This window comes from Nocardia sp. CA-136227, assembly GCF_050955695.1.
Taxonomy (GTDB): domain Bacteria; phylum Actinomycetota; class Actinomycetes; order Mycobacteriales; family Mycobacteriaceae; genus Nocardia.
Map to the genome: position 1 here is coordinate 3,438,076 of NZ_CP192081.1, position 17,541 is coordinate 3,455,616.

At 66.0% G+C, this 17,541-nt stretch carries 4 protein-coding genes; 1 reads left to right on the forward strand and 3 read right to left on the reverse strand.

All coding sequences use genetic code 11. The features are described 5' to 3' along the window. Positions 1–212 precede the first annotated feature (212 nt). Genes ACQP06_RS15925 through ACQP06_RS15935 form a run of 3 tightly spaced genes read right to left on the reverse strand, consistent with a single transcriptional unit; the run spans position 213 to position 3,833 of the window. Entirely contained in the window at positions 213–1,157 is a 945-nt protein-coding gene (locus tag ACQP06_RS15925; RefSeq protein WP_433672902.1) for an SAM-dependent methyltransferase, read from the reverse strand. Between the two features lie 24 nt (positions 1,158–1,181). Further along, positions 1,182–2,702 carry a flavin-containing monooxygenase gene (locus ACQP06_RS15930; RefSeq protein ID WP_433672903.1) on the reverse strand — a complete coding sequence of 507 codons (1,521 nt, stop codon included), beginning with the start codon at positions 2,700–2,702 and terminating at the stop codon, positions 1,182–1,184. 24 nt (positions 2,703–2,726) lie between these two features. Then, positions 2,727–3,833: an FAD-dependent monooxygenase gene (locus ACQP06_RS15935; protein ID WP_433672904.1), complete on the reverse strand. Its 1,107-nt coding sequence runs from the start codon at positions 3,831–3,833 to the stop codon at positions 2,727–2,729. Between the two features lie 650 nt (positions 3,834–4,483). Here ACQP06_RS15935 and ACQP06_RS15940 point away from each other — a divergent pair. Then, complete coding sequence (locus ACQP06_RS15940) at positions 4,484–17,533, forward strand: SDR family NAD(P)-dependent oxidoreductase (RefSeq protein ID WP_433672905.1); 13,050 nt, start codon at positions 4,484–4,486, stop codon at positions 17,531–17,533. The last annotated feature ends 8 nt before the right edge of the window (positions 17,534–17,541 follow it).

Here is a 17,541-nt window from a genome sequence, read left to right on the forward strand (position 1 = left end):
TGAACGTGGTCAGTGCCGATCCGCGCGCGACTGCGACTTCGTGCTGGTCAACCTCTTCCACCCGCCGTCGGGCTCTCCGATGCGCCCAGGTGCGATCAACGAGCTACTGGTTGGCCACGTTCGCCTCGGAGAGCATCCCGTTGACCGAACCGGAGCCGCCCAGCACCTTGCCGCGGGTCATGGGGATGCGTCGGTTGTTGGCGTGGTGTTCCTCAGAGACAATCTCCGGCAGGCGCCTTGTCGGCAACTGCGACGATATAGTCCAGCCAAGGGGCCCAGAAATCGGCGCCTTTTTGGCCGAAGAAGCCCCGAAGCAACGGATTGATTCTCCGCATTTGCGGATGATCGCGCTGACGGCTGACATATTCGGCATATTGCGGGTAGACGTGATCGCGGATGGAATAGACTCGGACATCCTTGAAGCCGGCTGCCAGGAGCGCCTGGCGGTATTCCTCCGCATCGGTATTATTCTTGCGGCCGGTCGTGAATGCGCCGTGCACCACGAGTCGCTTGAGACGCGAGCGCCTGACCTCGCTCGAAACATACTTGTTTGCGAGCGGCACAACGTCGGCAGTCACCAATCGGCCGCCGGGTGCCAGGACTCGGAATGCTTCCTCGAAAAATCGTGGACGCGACGGAAAGTGAAGCGCTGACTCGAGTGCGGTCACCTTTGTCGCGGACGCATCCGACTGAGGTAGGTCGTTTGCGGACCCGTGCACATACTCGACGACGTCGCTGAGCCCCAGTGCGGCGGCCCGTGCGGTCGAGACCTCGATCTGTTTCGCGGATATATTCACACCTGTAATTCGTTTCGGGCCAAATTCTTTCGCCCAGAGAAAGTCTTGGTCGCCCATTCCGCAGCCGACGTCCACCACTACGTCGTCGGACCCGAGGCGCGCTTCGGTCGCTACCAGCCGGGCCAGCGCCGCGCCCGCTTCATCCAAAGTTTGAGGACTGTCCTTCCAGTAGCCCAGGTTGATGAATAGCGACTCCTCACCCAGCGAGTTGTGTCCGGTGATCACTTTGTCGTACACCAGACTGAATCGGTTGGGAATTTTCTGCACAAATAGCAAGGATGCAATCCACCCCCATTCGCGAACCCACCGCACGGTACGTCGGGCCGAACTCTCGGAATCACGAAATTCCAGGACAGTCATCTTTCCCCTTCAAGCCTGTGTATATTATTTGACTGTTTCACTCGCGGGCGTGTTCTCGAAGCGGTAGTCACTCAGCGCGAATCGGGCGCTGCGCCAAGCCGTTTCGAGGCTGAGCGTTGGTCGCAGCGGTACGTCGCCGTTCACGTCGACGTAGTAGGCGTTGGCGAGGCCGCAGGTGTCCTGCCAGAACACCTGCCGCCACCGGCGGCGCAGCATTTCCTCGAAGTACTTCGTGTTGGCCTGCTTCGTGACCTCCACCCGCGTCGCTCCGGTCCGTCGGGCATGGCCGAGGCAGCGGGCGATGTGCTTGGCGCTGGCTTCGATCAGGTTGAAGTAGGACGAACCGTTGTAGGAGTACGGGCCGGACACCGAGAAATAGTTGGGGAAACCGGGCACGCTCACCCCCTGATACGCCTGCGTTCGTTCCCGAGACCAATATTCGTGCAGATCGATCCCGTCGGATCCGACGCATTGGAAGGGCACGCCGGATGTGAATGGCATTTTGAACCCTGTCGCGAGAATCAACACGTCCAGCTCATGCTCGACGCCTTCAGCCGTGTGGACGCCGTCCGTGGTCACCTTGTCGATGGGATCGGTTTCCAGGTACACGTTTTCGCGGTTGAACGTGGACAGGTACGCGTTGGAATAGGCCGGCGGTTTGCAGCCGAGCGCATAACGCGGCGTGAGCTTGTCCCGGACTGCTGGATCGTGCACCTGCGCGGCCAACTCACGCCGCAGGGCGACTGCGGCGAGCTTGGTCAACGGGAACAGCTTGTGATATTGGGCGGGCAACAGGACGACCGTCTCGATATAGGCCTGGCTCAACGCCCGGATCGCGGGCTTCAGCAACGGAACATGCTCGAGCACCCAGTGCAGCCGCGCGGACAGCGGCGCGTCGTACTTCGGCACGACCCATACCGGAGTCCGCTGGAACACGGTCAGCTGCGCCACCTCGGCCGCGACGGCAGAGGCGAGCTGTACGCCGGACGCTCCGGTGCCGACGATCCCGACCCGCTTGCCGGTCAGGTCCACCGCAGGGTCCCAGCGCGCGGTGTGCAGGACCCGTCCCGCGAAGTTCTCGATCCCGTTGAACTTCGGGATGTTCGGTTCGGGAAAGCTGCCAGTCGCGTTGACGACGAACCTGGCGGTCATCGTGTCGCCTGCGGCTGTCGTCACCCGCCATCGATTCGTGTGGCCCTCGAAGTCGATTCTGTCGATCTTGGTATCGAACCGCATCCGTGAACGAAGGCCGTACTTGTCGGCGCAATGCTCCGCGTACTCCTGTACCTCCGAGCCGGGGGCGTAGACGCGGGACCAGTCCGATCGCTGCTCGAATGAGAACTGATAGCTGAAGACCGGGAAGTCGACCGCGACACCGGGGTAAGTGTTGCACCGCCAAGTTCCGCCGAGACCGTCGCCTGCGTCGAGGATCTGGTAGTCGCGCACACCGGCCCGATCCAGTTCGATCGCCGTGCCCATCCCCGAAAAACCCGCGCCGACAATGAGAATCTCGTGATCGACGGCAGTATCCGTCGACGTGCTCATGGTTGCTCCGTTCCAGATTCAGAATCAGTGCGAGGACACGCCGGACCGGATTTCCGGTGGGGTCCAAGTCGTCGCCGCCCGCCGTCCCGTGCGCGCGGCCCACCGCAAAAACCGGTTCGGCATCAATCCCGCCATCGGGGCGGTGATCACGGCGGCTCTGTTTGTCGCGGGTGTGGGCATGCCATACCGCGCCAGCAGACTCATGTACTGCGCGCGAGGACGCCGCGACGCGGTGTAGGCCGCCAGGTCCGGAGCACATGCGGCGAGGGTGACGGCATCTTCCAAGGCTACGGAGGTGCCCTGGCCGTTGTAGGGCACCAGCGCGTGCGCCGCGTCGCCGACCAGCGCTACCCGGCCACGAACCAGCGAACGAGGAACCGGCACGTAAGCCACATCGTTGCGCACTATCCGATCGGCGGAGGCGATCAATTTCGGCACCGGGTCGATCCAGTCGGCAAAGTAGTCCAGGTCGTCGATGCCCGGTCGACCCGCGGCCCACACCATGGTGCGACCACGAGGCATGGGATAGATCCCCATGTCACCGCCCGGACCCCACACCATTCCGGCGTACTCCGTCGACAGACCATCGACGATCCAACGCCAGGCGGTGACTCCGGTATGCCGCAGCGAGAGATCGGGCCACAACTGCTGTCGCGCTACACTATTGGCCCCGTCGGCCGCGACCACCAGATCGAACTCCGCCGTGCTGGAATCAGTTTCCACAACACCGCTTTCGCGCACTGCCCGCACCGCTACGCCCGTGTGAATGCACTCGCTGGGCAGGGCGTCCACCAGGAGAGCGATGAGATCTGATCGCGCGAGCAGAACCATTCCCGGGTAGCCCATCGCGTCACTCAACCGAAAGCTCATCAGCGTGCGACCAGCCGCAGTCTGTATTTGCGCGGTCCGATCAGGTACCTGATGCTCACGGATCCGCTCCCCGAGCCCGAGGGCGTCGAGGGCAGCGATGCCGTTGACGGGCAACACGATCCCGGCCCCCGCCCGGCCGAATTCCGGCGCCTGCTCGAACACCGTGACGTGCCACCCGGCCTGCCGCAACGCGATGGCAGTCGCCAACCCGCCGACCCCGCCCCCGACGATTCCTGCGCGCCTCGTAGGTCCGTTCATCATCCCTCCCAATCCAGATCATCGTGCGGTGAATGCGTAGCCCATCGACGGGAGTGCCTGGCTGGCCACCAAGCCTCTGATTCAGTCGACGGCCGAAGTGGCGGAGTGTTTGCCGAGCTGGTCCAAGTAGGGCTGCTCGCCGTTGCACAGTTGGTGATCGCCGCCGGAAACCAGTCAACCGACGACGAGCACGTCCGAATCCCCGCCCCGACAACCCCTTTGATCCCCGTCCCGATACTTAACGCCGAACTGTATCGATAACAAGTTCCACTGTCTAGCGTTTCGTCGCTTCCGAAAGTTGTGTACAGCTGGAAGATTCGCGACAGTAGCTGCTTGCGCGATTGTGGAACGCGTTCTATCTTGAGGAAGCTGTTCGGGTGGGTTCAGGTGGTCCGGCCGGGTGTTGCAACACGACTTCGGGGGATTGACCGTCGCCCGGCGAGGACACCCGCGCTGACTTTCGGGTTGTGCTCGCCGATTCGGCCGGAGCTTCGGGGGTGGGAAATCAGGTATGAGAGTCGTCTGTTGACCGTGCGGCAGCAAATTTTGGGTTAACAAGCAAGGTGCCGGATCGTAGCGGCGACCGACGCCGTCATGACCGTTTGTGGGTTATCGCAGCCCAGCTTCGCTCGACTTGGATAGGGGACACATTTATGCACCAGCCGATCGCGATCGTGGGTCTTTCCTGCCGGTTCCCCGGTGCTGCTGACCCCCGTAGCTTTTGGCAGGTGCTGCGGGACGGAGTGGATGCGACCTCCGAGGTGCCCGCCGGGCGGTGGCGCCTCGACGAGATTCCCGAGGCGGCTGTGCTGCGCCGCGGAGGCTTCCTTCCCGACGTGGACCGTTTCGACGCTGAGTTCTTCGCGATGTCGCGTCCGGAGGCCGCAGCGGCTGATCCCCGTCAGCGTCTGGCCCTCGAATTGAGTTGGGAGGCAATTGAAGACGCCGGCATAGTCGAGGACCGACTGAGTGCTGAAGGGGTCGCCGTCTACATCGGCGCTGCCGGCGATGACTATGCGGCACTTGTGCACGACGGCGGTCCCGAGGCGGTTTCCGAGCACACGCTGGCCGGTTTGAGCCGCAGCTTGATCGCCAATCGGGTGTCACATGCGTTGGGTCTACGCGGTCCCAGTGTCACGGTGGATACAGCACAATCGTCGTCGCTGGTCGCGGTGCGGTCGGCTGTCGAGAGCTTGTGCTCTGGTCGGTCCGATCTGGCGCTGGCGGGCGGTGTGCACCTGAATCTCGCGGTCGACGGTGGCCTTGCGCTGGCTCGTGCCGGGGTGCTTTCGCCGGATGGCCGGTGCCATGTCTTCGACTCGCGCGCCAATGGTTTCGTCCGAGGCGAGGGCGGTGCCATGGTCGTGCTCAAGCGGCTCGCCGACGCCATTGCCGACGGCGACCCCGTCTACTGCGTGATTCTCGGTGGGGCCGTGAATCACGAGGGCGGCGGCGACAGCCTGACCACACCGACTATCGAGGCGCAGACGGAATTGCTCCGTCGTGCGTACGCCGACGCTGGTGTCGATCCGGCGGACGTGCACTATGTCGAATTGCACGGGACCGGGACGGTTGTGGGGGATCCGATCGAGGCGGGGGCACTGGCTTCGGTGTTCGCGCCCGGTCGTGACGACGCGAACCCGCTGATGGTCGGATCCGTCAAGACGAATATCGGTCATCTCGAAAGCGCGGCCGGTATCGCCGGGCTGGTCAAGGCCGCGCTCGCGATCCGGCACGGATCGCTTCCGCCGAGCCTGCACTACCGCGAGCCCAACCCGAACATTCCCTTTGCGGCCGGGCGGCTGCGCCTCAACGACAATTTGCGTGCGTGGCCTGCTGCGGGCCGGGCGCTGGCGGGTGTCTCGTCCTTCGGCGTCGGCGGCACGAACTGTCACCTCGTGCTGGGCGCTCCGCCCGATCCGGGCCGCTCCGCCGAAAGAGAAGAACCTACTACCGCGGTGGCGGTGCCGGTGTCGGGGCGAACTGCAGAGGCATTGCGTGCGCAGGCCGCACGACTGCTGGACTTCGTCACCGCCGAGCCCGCTGCTGCGCCGGTGGACATCGGCGCTTCGACCGCCCTGCGGCGCACGCACTTCGCGCACCGTGCGGTGGTGGTGGCGTCGGATCGTGGTGAGTTGCGTGCCGGTCTGCGTGCGTTGGCTGCCGGCGGTGGCGCGGCCAATGTGGTCGAGGGCGAGATCGTTTCCGATTCCGGTGTGGTGTGGGTGTTCCCCGGGCAGGGTTCGCAATGGGTGGGGATGGCTCGGGGGTTGTGGGAGTCGTCGCCCGTTTTCGGGGCGCGGATGGACGAGTGTGCGCGTCTGCTGGGGGGTTTGGTCGATTGGTCGTTGCGTGAGGTGCTCGGCGATGAGCAGGCATTGCAGCGTGTGGATGTCCTGCAGCCGGCGTTGTGCGCGGTGATGGTGTCGTTGGCGCAGTTGTGGCGCTCGGTGGGTGTGGTTCCGGCTGCGGTGGTTGGTCATTCGCAAGGTGAGATCGCGGCGGCATGCGCAGCGGGCCTGCTGGAGCTTCCGGATGCGTTGCGGCTGAGCGTATTTCGCAGTCGCGCGATTGCCGATCGACTGTCGGGTCATGGCGCGATGGCATCGATCGCCGTGGCCGCCGGTGAGGTCGGCTATGCGGGTGTCACCGTCGCGGCACTCAACGGTCCCGACAGTGTCGTGGTGTCGGGTGCGGTTGCCGATGTGCACGGCTATGTCGCAGAGTGTGCGGCCCGCGGGATTCGCGCGCGGGTGATCCCGGTCGACTACGCATCTCATTCGCCTCAGGTGGAGATGATTCGAGAGGCTGTGCTGGCGGCGGGGCGCGAGGTCGTGACGCATCCGAGTGACATCGCCTTCTACTCTGCGGTGACCGGCGGTCGGCTGGACCCGTCTTCGATGGATGCCGAGTATTGGTATCGGAATCTGCGGGAGCCGGTCCGTCTCGAGGATGCGGTCCGGGAATTGGCTGCTGCAGGCCATCGGGTTTTCGTGGAGGTCAGTCCGCATCCGGTATTGACGATGCCGGTGCAGGAGACGGTGCCCGAGGCGGTCGTACAGGGGACGTTGCGTCGGGAGGAGGACGAGTTCCGGCGGTTCCTGCTGGCGCTGGGCGAGCTCTTCGCCCACGGGGTAACCGTGGACTGGCGGGCTGTCTTCGGTGGTGCCGGCGCCCGTGTGCTCGACTTGCCTACCTACCCGTTCCAACGACAGCGGTACTGGTTCGATGAGGACCAGGTTGACCAAAACTTTGATGCGCCAGTCGATCTGCTCGAGCTGGGCGACGTGCAGCGCGGGGATGCGGGCAGTGCGCTGCTGGAGTTGGTGCGCGCACAGGCGGCGGTCGTGCTCGGGCACGGCGATGCCACACTGGTGGATCCCGACCGGACCTTCCGCGACCTCGGATTCGACTCGGCACGTGCTGTCGAATTGGTGAGACGGCTCAAACGCTCGACCGGCCTGCCCTTGCCGACAAGTCTGCCGTTCAGCTATCCCACCATCACCGCTGTGGCGCAGCACTTGCGCGATGGGTCCGTCGGAGGCCGGCGCACCGCCGTACGGGTCTCCGATTCCGATCCCATCGTCATCGTGGGCATGGCGTGCCGACTACCGGGCGGAGTGTCCGAACCGGATGAGCTGTGGCGGTTGGTGGTCGACGGTACCGATGCGATCACCGGGTTTCCGGAGGATCGGGGCTGGGAGGTAGCCGACTCGGTACCACAGTTCGGCGGCTTCCTCACCGGCCAAGGCGATTTCGACGCCGAGTTCTTCGGCATGAGCGCTCGAGAAGCGCTGGCCACGGATCCCCAGCAGCGACTGGTGCTGGAAACAGCGTGGGAGGCAGTGGAACGGGCAGGCATCGATCCGGTTGCACTGCGTGGAACTCGCACCGCGGTGTTCGTCGGCGCGATGGCACAGGACTATCTCCCGCGCCTTGCGGACGTGCCGGAAAGCCTTGGGGGACACGCGCTTACCGGGAGCGCGTCCAGTGTCATATCCGGACGCCTGGCCTACGTGCTCGGCCTCGAAGGCCCTGCGATAACCGTGGATACCGCATGCTCGTCGTCGTTGGTCGCACTGCATCTCGCCGTGCAGGCCCTGCGATCGGGGGAGTCTTCGCTGGCCCTGGCCGGCGGAGTTTCCCTCATGGCCACGCCGGGCATGTTCGTCGAGTTCGCCAGGGCGGGCGGGCTTTCGGCCGACGGCAGGTGCAAAGCATTCTCCGCCGCGGCGGACGGCACCGGATGGGCCGAGGGCGTCGGCGTCCTGGTGCTGGAGCGGTTGTCCGCGGCACGACAACACGGCCACCCGGTGCTGGCGGTAGTGCGGGGTACCGCAACAAACCAGGACGGGGCAAGCAACGGCCTGACTGCACCGAACGGATTGTCCCAGCAGCGAGTAATTCGTGATGCCTTGGCGAATGCCGACCTGACGGCCGGCGATGTGGATGTGGTGGAGGCACACGGCACCGGCACCCGGCTCGGTGACCCGATCGAGGCCGATGCCGTCCTCGCGACATACGGCCAGGACCGTCACGCGACGAACCCACTGTGGCTGGGTTCGCTGAAGTCCAATATCGGACACACGCAGGCGGCCGCGGGCGTCGCCGGTGTCATCAAGATGGTGATGGCACTGAGGCACGGCATCCTGCCCCGGACCCTGCATGCGAACGCGCCCTCACCACACGTGGATTGGTCTTCCGGCGGCGTAAGACTTCTCGCCACAGCACAGGAGTGGCCGTCGAATGACGTGCCGCGTCGCGCGGGCATCTCCGCATTCGGCATCAGCGGTACCAACGCACACGTCATCGTGGAAGAAGCACCCGCCCTCGACGAGCGCGATACCGCGGAGGCATTGCCCGTCGTCCCTGTCGCGATCTCCGGCCGAACCCCGCAGGCCCTGCGTGATCAGGCTTCCCGACTCCGGAAACACCTGGAGTCTCATCCCGAACTGCGACCGGCCGACGTGTCCTATACCTCGCTCACCGGGCGCTCGGTGTTCCAGCACGGGGCACTGGTGACAGTGTCGAATCGCGAAGGCCTGCTGCACAGCCTGGACGCGGTGGCAGGCGACACGTGGGCGCGCGATGTGGTCCGCGGGCAGCGGTCCAAGGGCCGGACGGCGTTCGTGTTCACCGGACAGGGTGGCCAGCGCCCCGGCATGGGACGGGAATTGTGCGAACGGTTTTCGGTGTTCGGCACGGCCTTGAACGAGGTATGCGACGAACTTCGGCACCACCTGGGTCGTCCGCTGCGCGAGATCATGTTCGCCGCGCCAGGGTCGCCCGAGGCCGAGCTGCTCGACGACACCCAGTGGACCCAACCTGCGGTGTTCGCCCTCCAAGTCGCCCTGTTTCGGCTCGTGGAGTCGTGGGGATTGCGACCGGATTTCGTGGTAGGCCATTCGAGCGGTGAAATCGCCGCCGCCCACGTGGCCGATGTACTGTCCCTGCGCGATGCGTGCGCACTGGTCGCGGCTCGCGGCCGAGTGATGCAGGGGCTGCCCCCGGGCGGACGGATGGCGGCCGTAGCGGCCGCCGAGCACGAGGTGCTGCCGCTGCTGACCGCCGGAGCTTCGCTCGCGGCAGTCAATGGTCCACGCTCCGTGGTGATTTCGGGATCCGAGCCCGCGGTGGCCAAGATCGTCGATCACTTCGCTGCGCAAGGTCGCAACACGGCGTGGTTGCGCGTGAACTATGCCTCGCATTCCACGTTGATGGAGCCGATCGCCCACGAGCTGGCTACCGCGCTGCACGGCCTTCGGTCGAGCGCGGGGCGAATCCCGGTCATCTCCACCCTCACCGGCCGTGCTCTCGATGATGATCGGCTCGGCACGCCGGAATACTGGGTTCGGAACGCTTGCGAGTCGGTGCGGTTCCACGACGCGATTCGGACCCTGGCCGAGCGCGGCGTCACCGGCTTCGTGGAGCTGGGACCGGATGCGACGCTCACCAAAATGATCGAGAGCAGCCGGTTGCCGGACGAAGAATGGCTCGTCACGGCGACAATGCGGCAGGACCGCCCCGAGGACGCTGCCCTGCTCACCGCCATGGGCCGCCTCCACCTGACCGGTAGCGGTCCGGACTGGGGGAAAGTCTTCGCAGGCACCGACGCCGGCCCCATCGAGCTGCCGACGTATCCGTTCCAGCACCGCCGCCACTGGCTGGTCGCCTCCGGCCGTACGGGCTCGGACCGGCTCGAGCACCCGTTCCTCGAAGACGTCATCGCGGTAGCTGACAGTGGGGGCGTCCTTTTCCGCGGGAGACTGTCGGCGCGGCGCGATTCCTGGATGCTCGACCACCGGGTGTGGGACCGGCCGGTGCTGCCCGGCACGGCACTGGCAGAGATGGCCGCGTGGGTCGCCGATCGCGTCGGCTGTCCGGTGGTGGCCGAGCTGACGCTGCGGCAACCGCTGGCAGTTCCCGAAACGACCGTGGTGGAACTGCAGGCGTTGGTGGGTGCCCCCACCGAGGTGGGAGAACGATCATTCGCCCTGCACGCGCGGGTAGCGGATGAACCGTGGCAACTGCATGTCACCGGTCTGCTCGGCTCGGCCACCGAGGAGGTCACCCACCCGGCGGTGCTGCCGTCCGTCGACGCCGTGCCGGTGGATCTCACGCATCGGTATGACGAACTCGCGCAGGTCGGCCTGGAGTACGGGCCGACCTTCCAAGGGCTGCGTGCGGCGTGGCAGCACGGTGCGGAAGTTGTTGCCGCGGTAGCGCTGCCGGAGGGCTTATCCACTCGGTCCGGTTTCCTGGTACATCCCGCGATTCTTGATGCCGTGCTCCATGCAGTGGGACCGGAGGCGTTGGGGGACGGTCAGGGACAGCCGAAAATCCCGTTTGCCTGGACGCAGGTGCAGATCTATCCGACGACGAGTAGGCACCTGCAAGCGCGCATCGTCGCGATCGCCCCGGACCGCTTCGCGGTGACGGTCAGCGAAGCCGAGGGTGGCCGACGGGTGTTCTCGGCCCATGTCACCTTGCGAGCGCAGCCTGCCTCAGGACTCGCTGGGGACTCGCTGTTCGTCCTCGACCGGGTGCAGTTGCCCGCCGTCCGATCGATGGACAGTGCCGGAAACGCGGTGGTACTCAACGCCTTCGGCGGTACTGCGGGTGACGCCCCCGCGACGGTTCGACGACTCGTCCGCTCGGTGCTGGACACGGTGCAATCCCATCTGGCCGCACCGGGGGACGCACCGATCGTGGTGGTCACCAACCAGGCCCTCGACGGCCATGACCTGGCAGGCGCGGCGGTATCGGGAATGCTGCGCTCCGCCCAGACCGAGAATCCGGGCCGGATCGTCCTCGTGGACACCGATGATCCGGACGGGGTCGAAGACCTGCTGTCCACTGTGCTTGCCACCGGTGAGTCCGAGGTCGTGATCCGGGCGAGTCGCATATCCGCGCTGCGACTCGCCCCCGCCCCGGAATCGCATTCGGATGCCGAGGTGTTCGGTCCGGAAGGGACGGTACTGATCACCGGAGGCACCGGTGCGCTGGGCGCAGTGCTCGCCCGGCATCTGGTGACCGTGCACGGTGTACGCAGTGTGTTGCTGGTGAGCCGACGTGGTGGTCATGCCCCCGGTACGAGCGAACTGGTCACGGAGCTTCGCGGCTCGGGCGCATCGGTCAGCGTGTTGGCAGCGGACCTGGCTGACCGAGATGCGGTGGCGTCGGTACTGGCAGAAGTCCCGCCGCAGGCACCGTTGCGGGCTGTCGTGCATGCCGCGGGTGTGCTCGACGACGCCGTGTTCACCGCGCTGACCATGGACTCCGCGGAGCCGGTACTGGCAGCGAAGGTGGATTCCGCCTGGCACCTCCATGAACTGACCAAAGACCTGGACCTGTCAGCCTTCGTGCTGTTCTCCTCGGTGGCGGCCAGCTTGGGTACCGCCGGTCAGGCCGGTTATGCCGCCGCGAACGCGGTACTCGACGGGCTTGCTCGGCATCGGCGCGGGCAGGGGCTGGCGGCGGTCTCGCTGGGGTGGGGTCCGTGGGAGGACGTCGCGGGCATGACGGCCGCGCTGACGGAGACCGACCACCGCAGGCTGGCGGCGCGCGGTCTGCGGCCGATCTCGGCGGAAGCAGGCGTGCGGCTGTTCGACATGGCCTTGGGGCTCGGGCGCGCACACGTTCTGCCGGCACGTATCTCGGCCGCGCGACTCAATTATTCCGTGCGCCAACGTCATTCGTCCGCACCGACTCCGGCGACGGGCACGGTTCGAGATCGGTGGCACGGTGTGGCCGAACGGGACCGGACCGCTGAGATGCGGCGTCTCGTTCAGGCCCAAGTCGCCACGGTGCTGGGTTATGACGACGAGATCGGGATCGATCCGGATCGCGCGTTCCGCGACCTGGGATTCGACTCGTTGACAGCAGTGGAACTCCGCAATGCGCTCGCCGTGGCCACCGGGCTGCGGCTGCCGCCCACCCTCGTGTTCGACCATCCGACACCCGAGGAACTCGCCACCTTCCTGACCGGCCAACTATTCGGTGCCGCACCGGCTCCGACGGCGGACGCGACAGTGACCCGCCACGACGAAGATCCGATTGTGATTGTCGGCATGAGCTGCCGTTATCCGGGAGGCGTCGCGTCGCCGGAGGATTTGTGGCGGCTCGTCGCCGAGGGTGTCGACGCGGTGACGGAATTCCCCCGTGACCGTGGCTGGGATGTCGATGGTCTGTACGACCCCGATCCCGACGCGTCGGAGCGCAGCTCCACGCGATCTGGAGGATTCCTCGACAACGCCGCGGACTTCGACGCCGACTTCTTCGGGATGTCGCCGAGGGAAGCCCTGGCGACCGACCCCCAGCAGCGCCTGCTACTCGAAGTGGCCTGGGAGGCACTGGAATACGCGGGAATTCCGCCGACCTCGATACGCGGTAGCGACACCGGTGTGTTCACCGGCGTCATGTACAGCGATTACGCGACGCGAGCGCTCGAGCATCCTGGTGCCCTGGAGGGATACCTGTTCATCGGCAGCGCTCCGAGCGTCGCGTCCGGACGGGTGGCCTATTGCCTGGGTCTGAAAGGGCCGGCCGTATCGGTGGACACCGCGTGCTCGTCGTCGCTGGTGGCACTGCATTTGGCCGCACAGGCGCTGCGGGCCGGTGAATGCACCCTCGCCCTGGCGGGTGGGGCGACCGTGATGGCCGCGCCCACCACCTTCGTGGAGTTCTCCCGGCAGCGGGCGCTTTCCGTTGATGGGCGGTGCAAGGCGTTCTCGGCGGCTGCCGACGGTACCGGCTGGGCGGAGGGCGTGGGTCTGCTTGTGTTGGAGCGGATGTCCGATGCGCGACGCAACGGTCACCGCGTCCTCGCGGTCCTGCGTGGAAGCGCGGTCAATCAAGACGGATCCAGCAACGGACTCACCGCACCACACGGCCCCTCCCAGGAACAGGTGATCCGGCAGGCCCTCAACAGTGCGGGACTGTCCCCCTCCGATGTCGACGCTGTCGAAGCCCACGGGACCGGGACGCCGTTGGGCGATCCCGTTGAAGCGCAGGCGATTTTGGCGACCTACGGACAGGATCGCCCGGCCGGCGAACCGCTGTGGCTGGGCTCGCTCAAATCCAACATCGGGCACGCCCAGGCCGCTGCGGGTGTCGGTGGCGTGATCAAAATGATCATGGCGATGTCGCACGGTCGGCTACCGAAGACATTGCACGTGACCGAGCCGTCACCCCACGTGGATTGGTCCTCCGGTGCCGTCCGGCTGCTCACCGCGGAACGCGACTGGCCTTTCGCCGACCGGCCCCGGCGGGCGGGAGTTTCGTCATTCGGTATCAGCGGCACCAATGCGCACGTGATCCTCGAAGAACCAACCACTGCCCCGCAGCCGGAAGAGGCGCCACGAGAATCGATCCCGGTTCCCCTGCTGCTCTCCGGCCGGACTCCGAAGGCATTGCGCAGGCAGGCGGAGCGGATACTGTCGACTCTCGACGACCGGTCGGCGCTGGTGAATGTCGCGTTCTCCGCTGCGACCACCCGGTCACATCTCGAGCATCGTGCGGCCGTCATCGCGGCGAATACCGACGAACTACGTCAAGGACTGATTTCGGTCGTCGCGGGCGCGGCCACGACGACTGTCGTGCAAGGTGTGCGGGATCGGGGTAAGACTGCGTTCGTCTTCACCGGTCAGGGCTCGCAGCGGGTGGGCATGGGCGAGGACCTGGCGGCACGGTTCCCGGTGTTCGACAGCGTGCTGAATCAGGTGTGCGCGGAGTTCGATCAGCATCTCGACCGGTCGCTTCGCGAGGTCATGGCCACGGAGGCCGGCCTGCTCGATGAGACCGAGTGGACGCAACCGGCCCTGTTCGCGTTCGAGGTGGCCATGTTCCGGCTGCTCGAGTCCATGGGTGTGCGGCCGGACTTCGTGGCCGGACACTCGATCGGTGAGATTGCCGCGGCCCACGTGGCAGGTGTGCTGTCGCTGCCGGACGCCTGCACTCTGGTGGCAGCGCGCGGTCGGCTGATGCAGGCGTTGCCTGCCGGTGGTGCCATGGTTGCCATCCATGGCACGGAAGAAGAGGTAGTGCCGCTCCTGGCCGGATATCAGGACCTGATATCGCTCGCTGCCGTCAACAGCCCATCATCGGTGGTCGTCGCGGGCGCCGCGGAGCATGTGCATGCGGTGGCCGCCCAAGTCGCGGCTCGGGGAAACCGAACTCGGCAGCTACGCGTCTCGCATGCTTTTCACTCTCCGTTGATAGAGCCGATGCTGCCGCAGTTCCGTTCGATCGTGGCGAACTTCGAGTTCGCTGAGCCCGTGATCGCGCTGGCGGCCGCAGCGCCGCAGCAGCCCGAGTACTGGGTGCGCCATGTGCGTGACACCGTGCGCTGGGCCGACACAGCCGCCTTTCTGGCCGGTGCGGGCGTCACGCGGTTCGTCGAGGTCGGTCCCGATTCGGTGCTCACTCCGATGATCGAGGAATGTCTCCCTGAATCCGCCGATGCTCTGCTCGTACCGACCATGCGGCGCGGGCAGTCTGAGATCGAAGCGCTGGTTTCCGCGTTGGGTCGAATGCACGTCAGCGGTGTGGAGGTGGATTGGTCCACGGTATTCGCCGGCACCGGTGCTCGCCGAGTGGACCTGCCGACCTATCCGTTCGAGCGTGAGCGGTACTGGCTCGATGCCAGTGCCGAGCACCCACTGTTGACCACTGTGGTGGAACCGGCCGAGGGGCTGGGTGTCATTCTCACGGGGCGATTGTCGATACGGACACATCCGTGGCTGTCCGACCATCGAGTGCAGCACCGGGTGATCGTGCCCGGAACCGCGTTGCTGGAGATGGCGCTCCAGGCGGGCGTTGCGGTCGGAGCCGAGGTCGTGGATGAGCTGACCGTGCTGAGCCCCGTCGTCGTACCGAACGGCCACGAAACCGAAATCCAGGTTGCGGTAGGAGATCCCGACGAGTTCGGGCGGCGCCCGCTGCGGCTGTATGCCCGCACCGACGGCGAGTGGCAATTGCATGCCACCGGGCTCTTGACCGCAGCGCAGCCGCAGGTCGCCGTCACCGATCTCGCGCAGTGGCCGCCGGCCGAGGCCGAAACCCTTGATGTCGCAACGTGGTACGACGAACTTGCCGCGGTCGGATTGGAGTACGGGCCCGGATTCCGCAATGTGCGTGCCGCTTGGCGTCGCGGAGCAGAGCTGTTCGTTGAGGTAGAGCTGCGCGAATGGACCGGCAGCTCGGGAGCACGCTCGGCCTTGGTGGATGCGGCACTTCACGCGTTGGCCGTAGCGAGAGGTCCCGTCCTGCCGTTCTCCTTCAGCGGCGTGCACGCTGCGACTACGACCGTCCGTCGATTGCGAGTCCGAATCACCGCCCTCGGCGATGACACCGTGGCATTGAATCTTGCCGATGACCACGGCGTTGAGTGGATGTCCGTCGATTCGTTGACTCTTCGACCGCTGGCGGCGGCCCCGCTCGAATCGATGATGTTTCATGTCGACTGGTCGGAGATAGACCCGGCGATACCAGCCGAAGCGAGTCCTGCGGTGCTCGTTTCCGTGGCGGAGTCGGCTCGTCCGGCAGGCGTCGAGGTGGTGCACGAGGTAGCCGAGTCCGTGCTGGGACAGGTCCAGGAGTTGCTGGCGACAGCAGGCGACGACCGCGTGGTTGTGCTTACCCGGCACGCGGTCGCGGTAGCGCAGGATCACGACATAGACCTCGCGGGTGCGACGGTCTGGGGGCTGGTTCGCTCGGCGCAGACCGAGAATCCCGGACGAATCATGTTGGTGGACATAGACGAAACGGCGGACACGAACGCACTCCTGGCTGCCGTGCTCGCGACCGGCCGAGACCAGATCGCAGTTCGTGATGGGAAGCTGTTCACTCCTGGTCTGTCCCGAACACCTGCTGTCGCACCCGAGGCGGACGTGTTCGATCGCGACGGCACCGTGATGATCACCGGGGGAACCGGCGGCCTCGGTGCCGAAATCGCCCGGCACCTGGTGAACCGCCACCGGGCACGCCATCTCCTGCTGCTCAGCAGGCGAGGCCCGGACGCTGCCGGTGTGGCTGCCCTGACCGCGGAACTCACCGCAGCCGGTGCCGCCGTCGATGTCGTCGCCTGCGACGTCACCGACCGCTCCGCACTGGAAAAGGTGGTGTCGAACCTTCCGGCCGACCACCCGCTGGGTGCGGTGATCCATGCTGCCGGCGTGGTCGACGACATGGTGTTCTCTGCACTGACACCGGCACGATTGCGGGCAGTGCTGGCTACCAAGATGGCCGCCGCGTGGACCCTGCACGAGCTGACCCGTGACGCGAATCTTTCGGCATTCGTGCTGTTTTCGTCGGTTGCGGCAACGATGGGCACTGCCGGACAGGCCGCATACGCCGCGGCGAACGCCTTCTTGGATGCGTTGGCTCACCACCGCCGATACCTCGGCCTGCCCGCGGTCTCACTGGGTTGGGGTCTGTGGGAGCAGCAGAGTGGAATAACCGGGCGGCTGGGCGACACCGAGCTGCGACGGATTTCCCGGTGGGGACTGCGAGCACTGCGGACCGAGGACGGTTTGGCCCTGTTCGACGCCGGAATCGTCGCCGAATCGCCCCACGTGCTGCCGATGCGTCTCGACCCGGCCGGCCTGGGAACCGGAGAAGCGCCAGCCCTGCTGCACAGCCTGCTTCCCAGACGAGTTCGCCGCCCGGAGCACCTTTCCAACGACAGTTCACAGACGTTCCGGGAGCGCCTGGGCGCGCTCCCGGCGTACGAACGCGAGACGGCCGTCCGGCAACTGGTGCGCACCGAGATCGCGGAGGTGCTCGGACATCGAGAGCCCGACGCCGTCCCCGAGGACCGAGGCTTCCTGGAGTTGGGCCTGGACTCGCTCACCGCGCTCGAGCTGCGCAACCGCATCAACGCGGCGACTGGTCTCGCGCTGACCGTCACCGTGATCTTCGACTTCCCGACGCTGTCCGCCCTGGTCGCGCATCTTCTGGAACGGATCGCGGACCGCGAAACACCCAGCCCGCCAACGATTGTCACGCAGCTGGACCGCCTGGAGGCCGCACTGCGATCGGTCGACGACGATCAGGTGCGCACTGCGATCGCCGTCAGGCTGCGCGGAATGCTGGCCGACTTGTCCATGTCCGATCCGCTGGGTTCGGACGTCGACCGAGAACTTGCCGACGCCACGGCAGAAGACCTCTTTGCCCTGATCGACGAAGAGCTGGAGAAGCCCTGACATGAGTG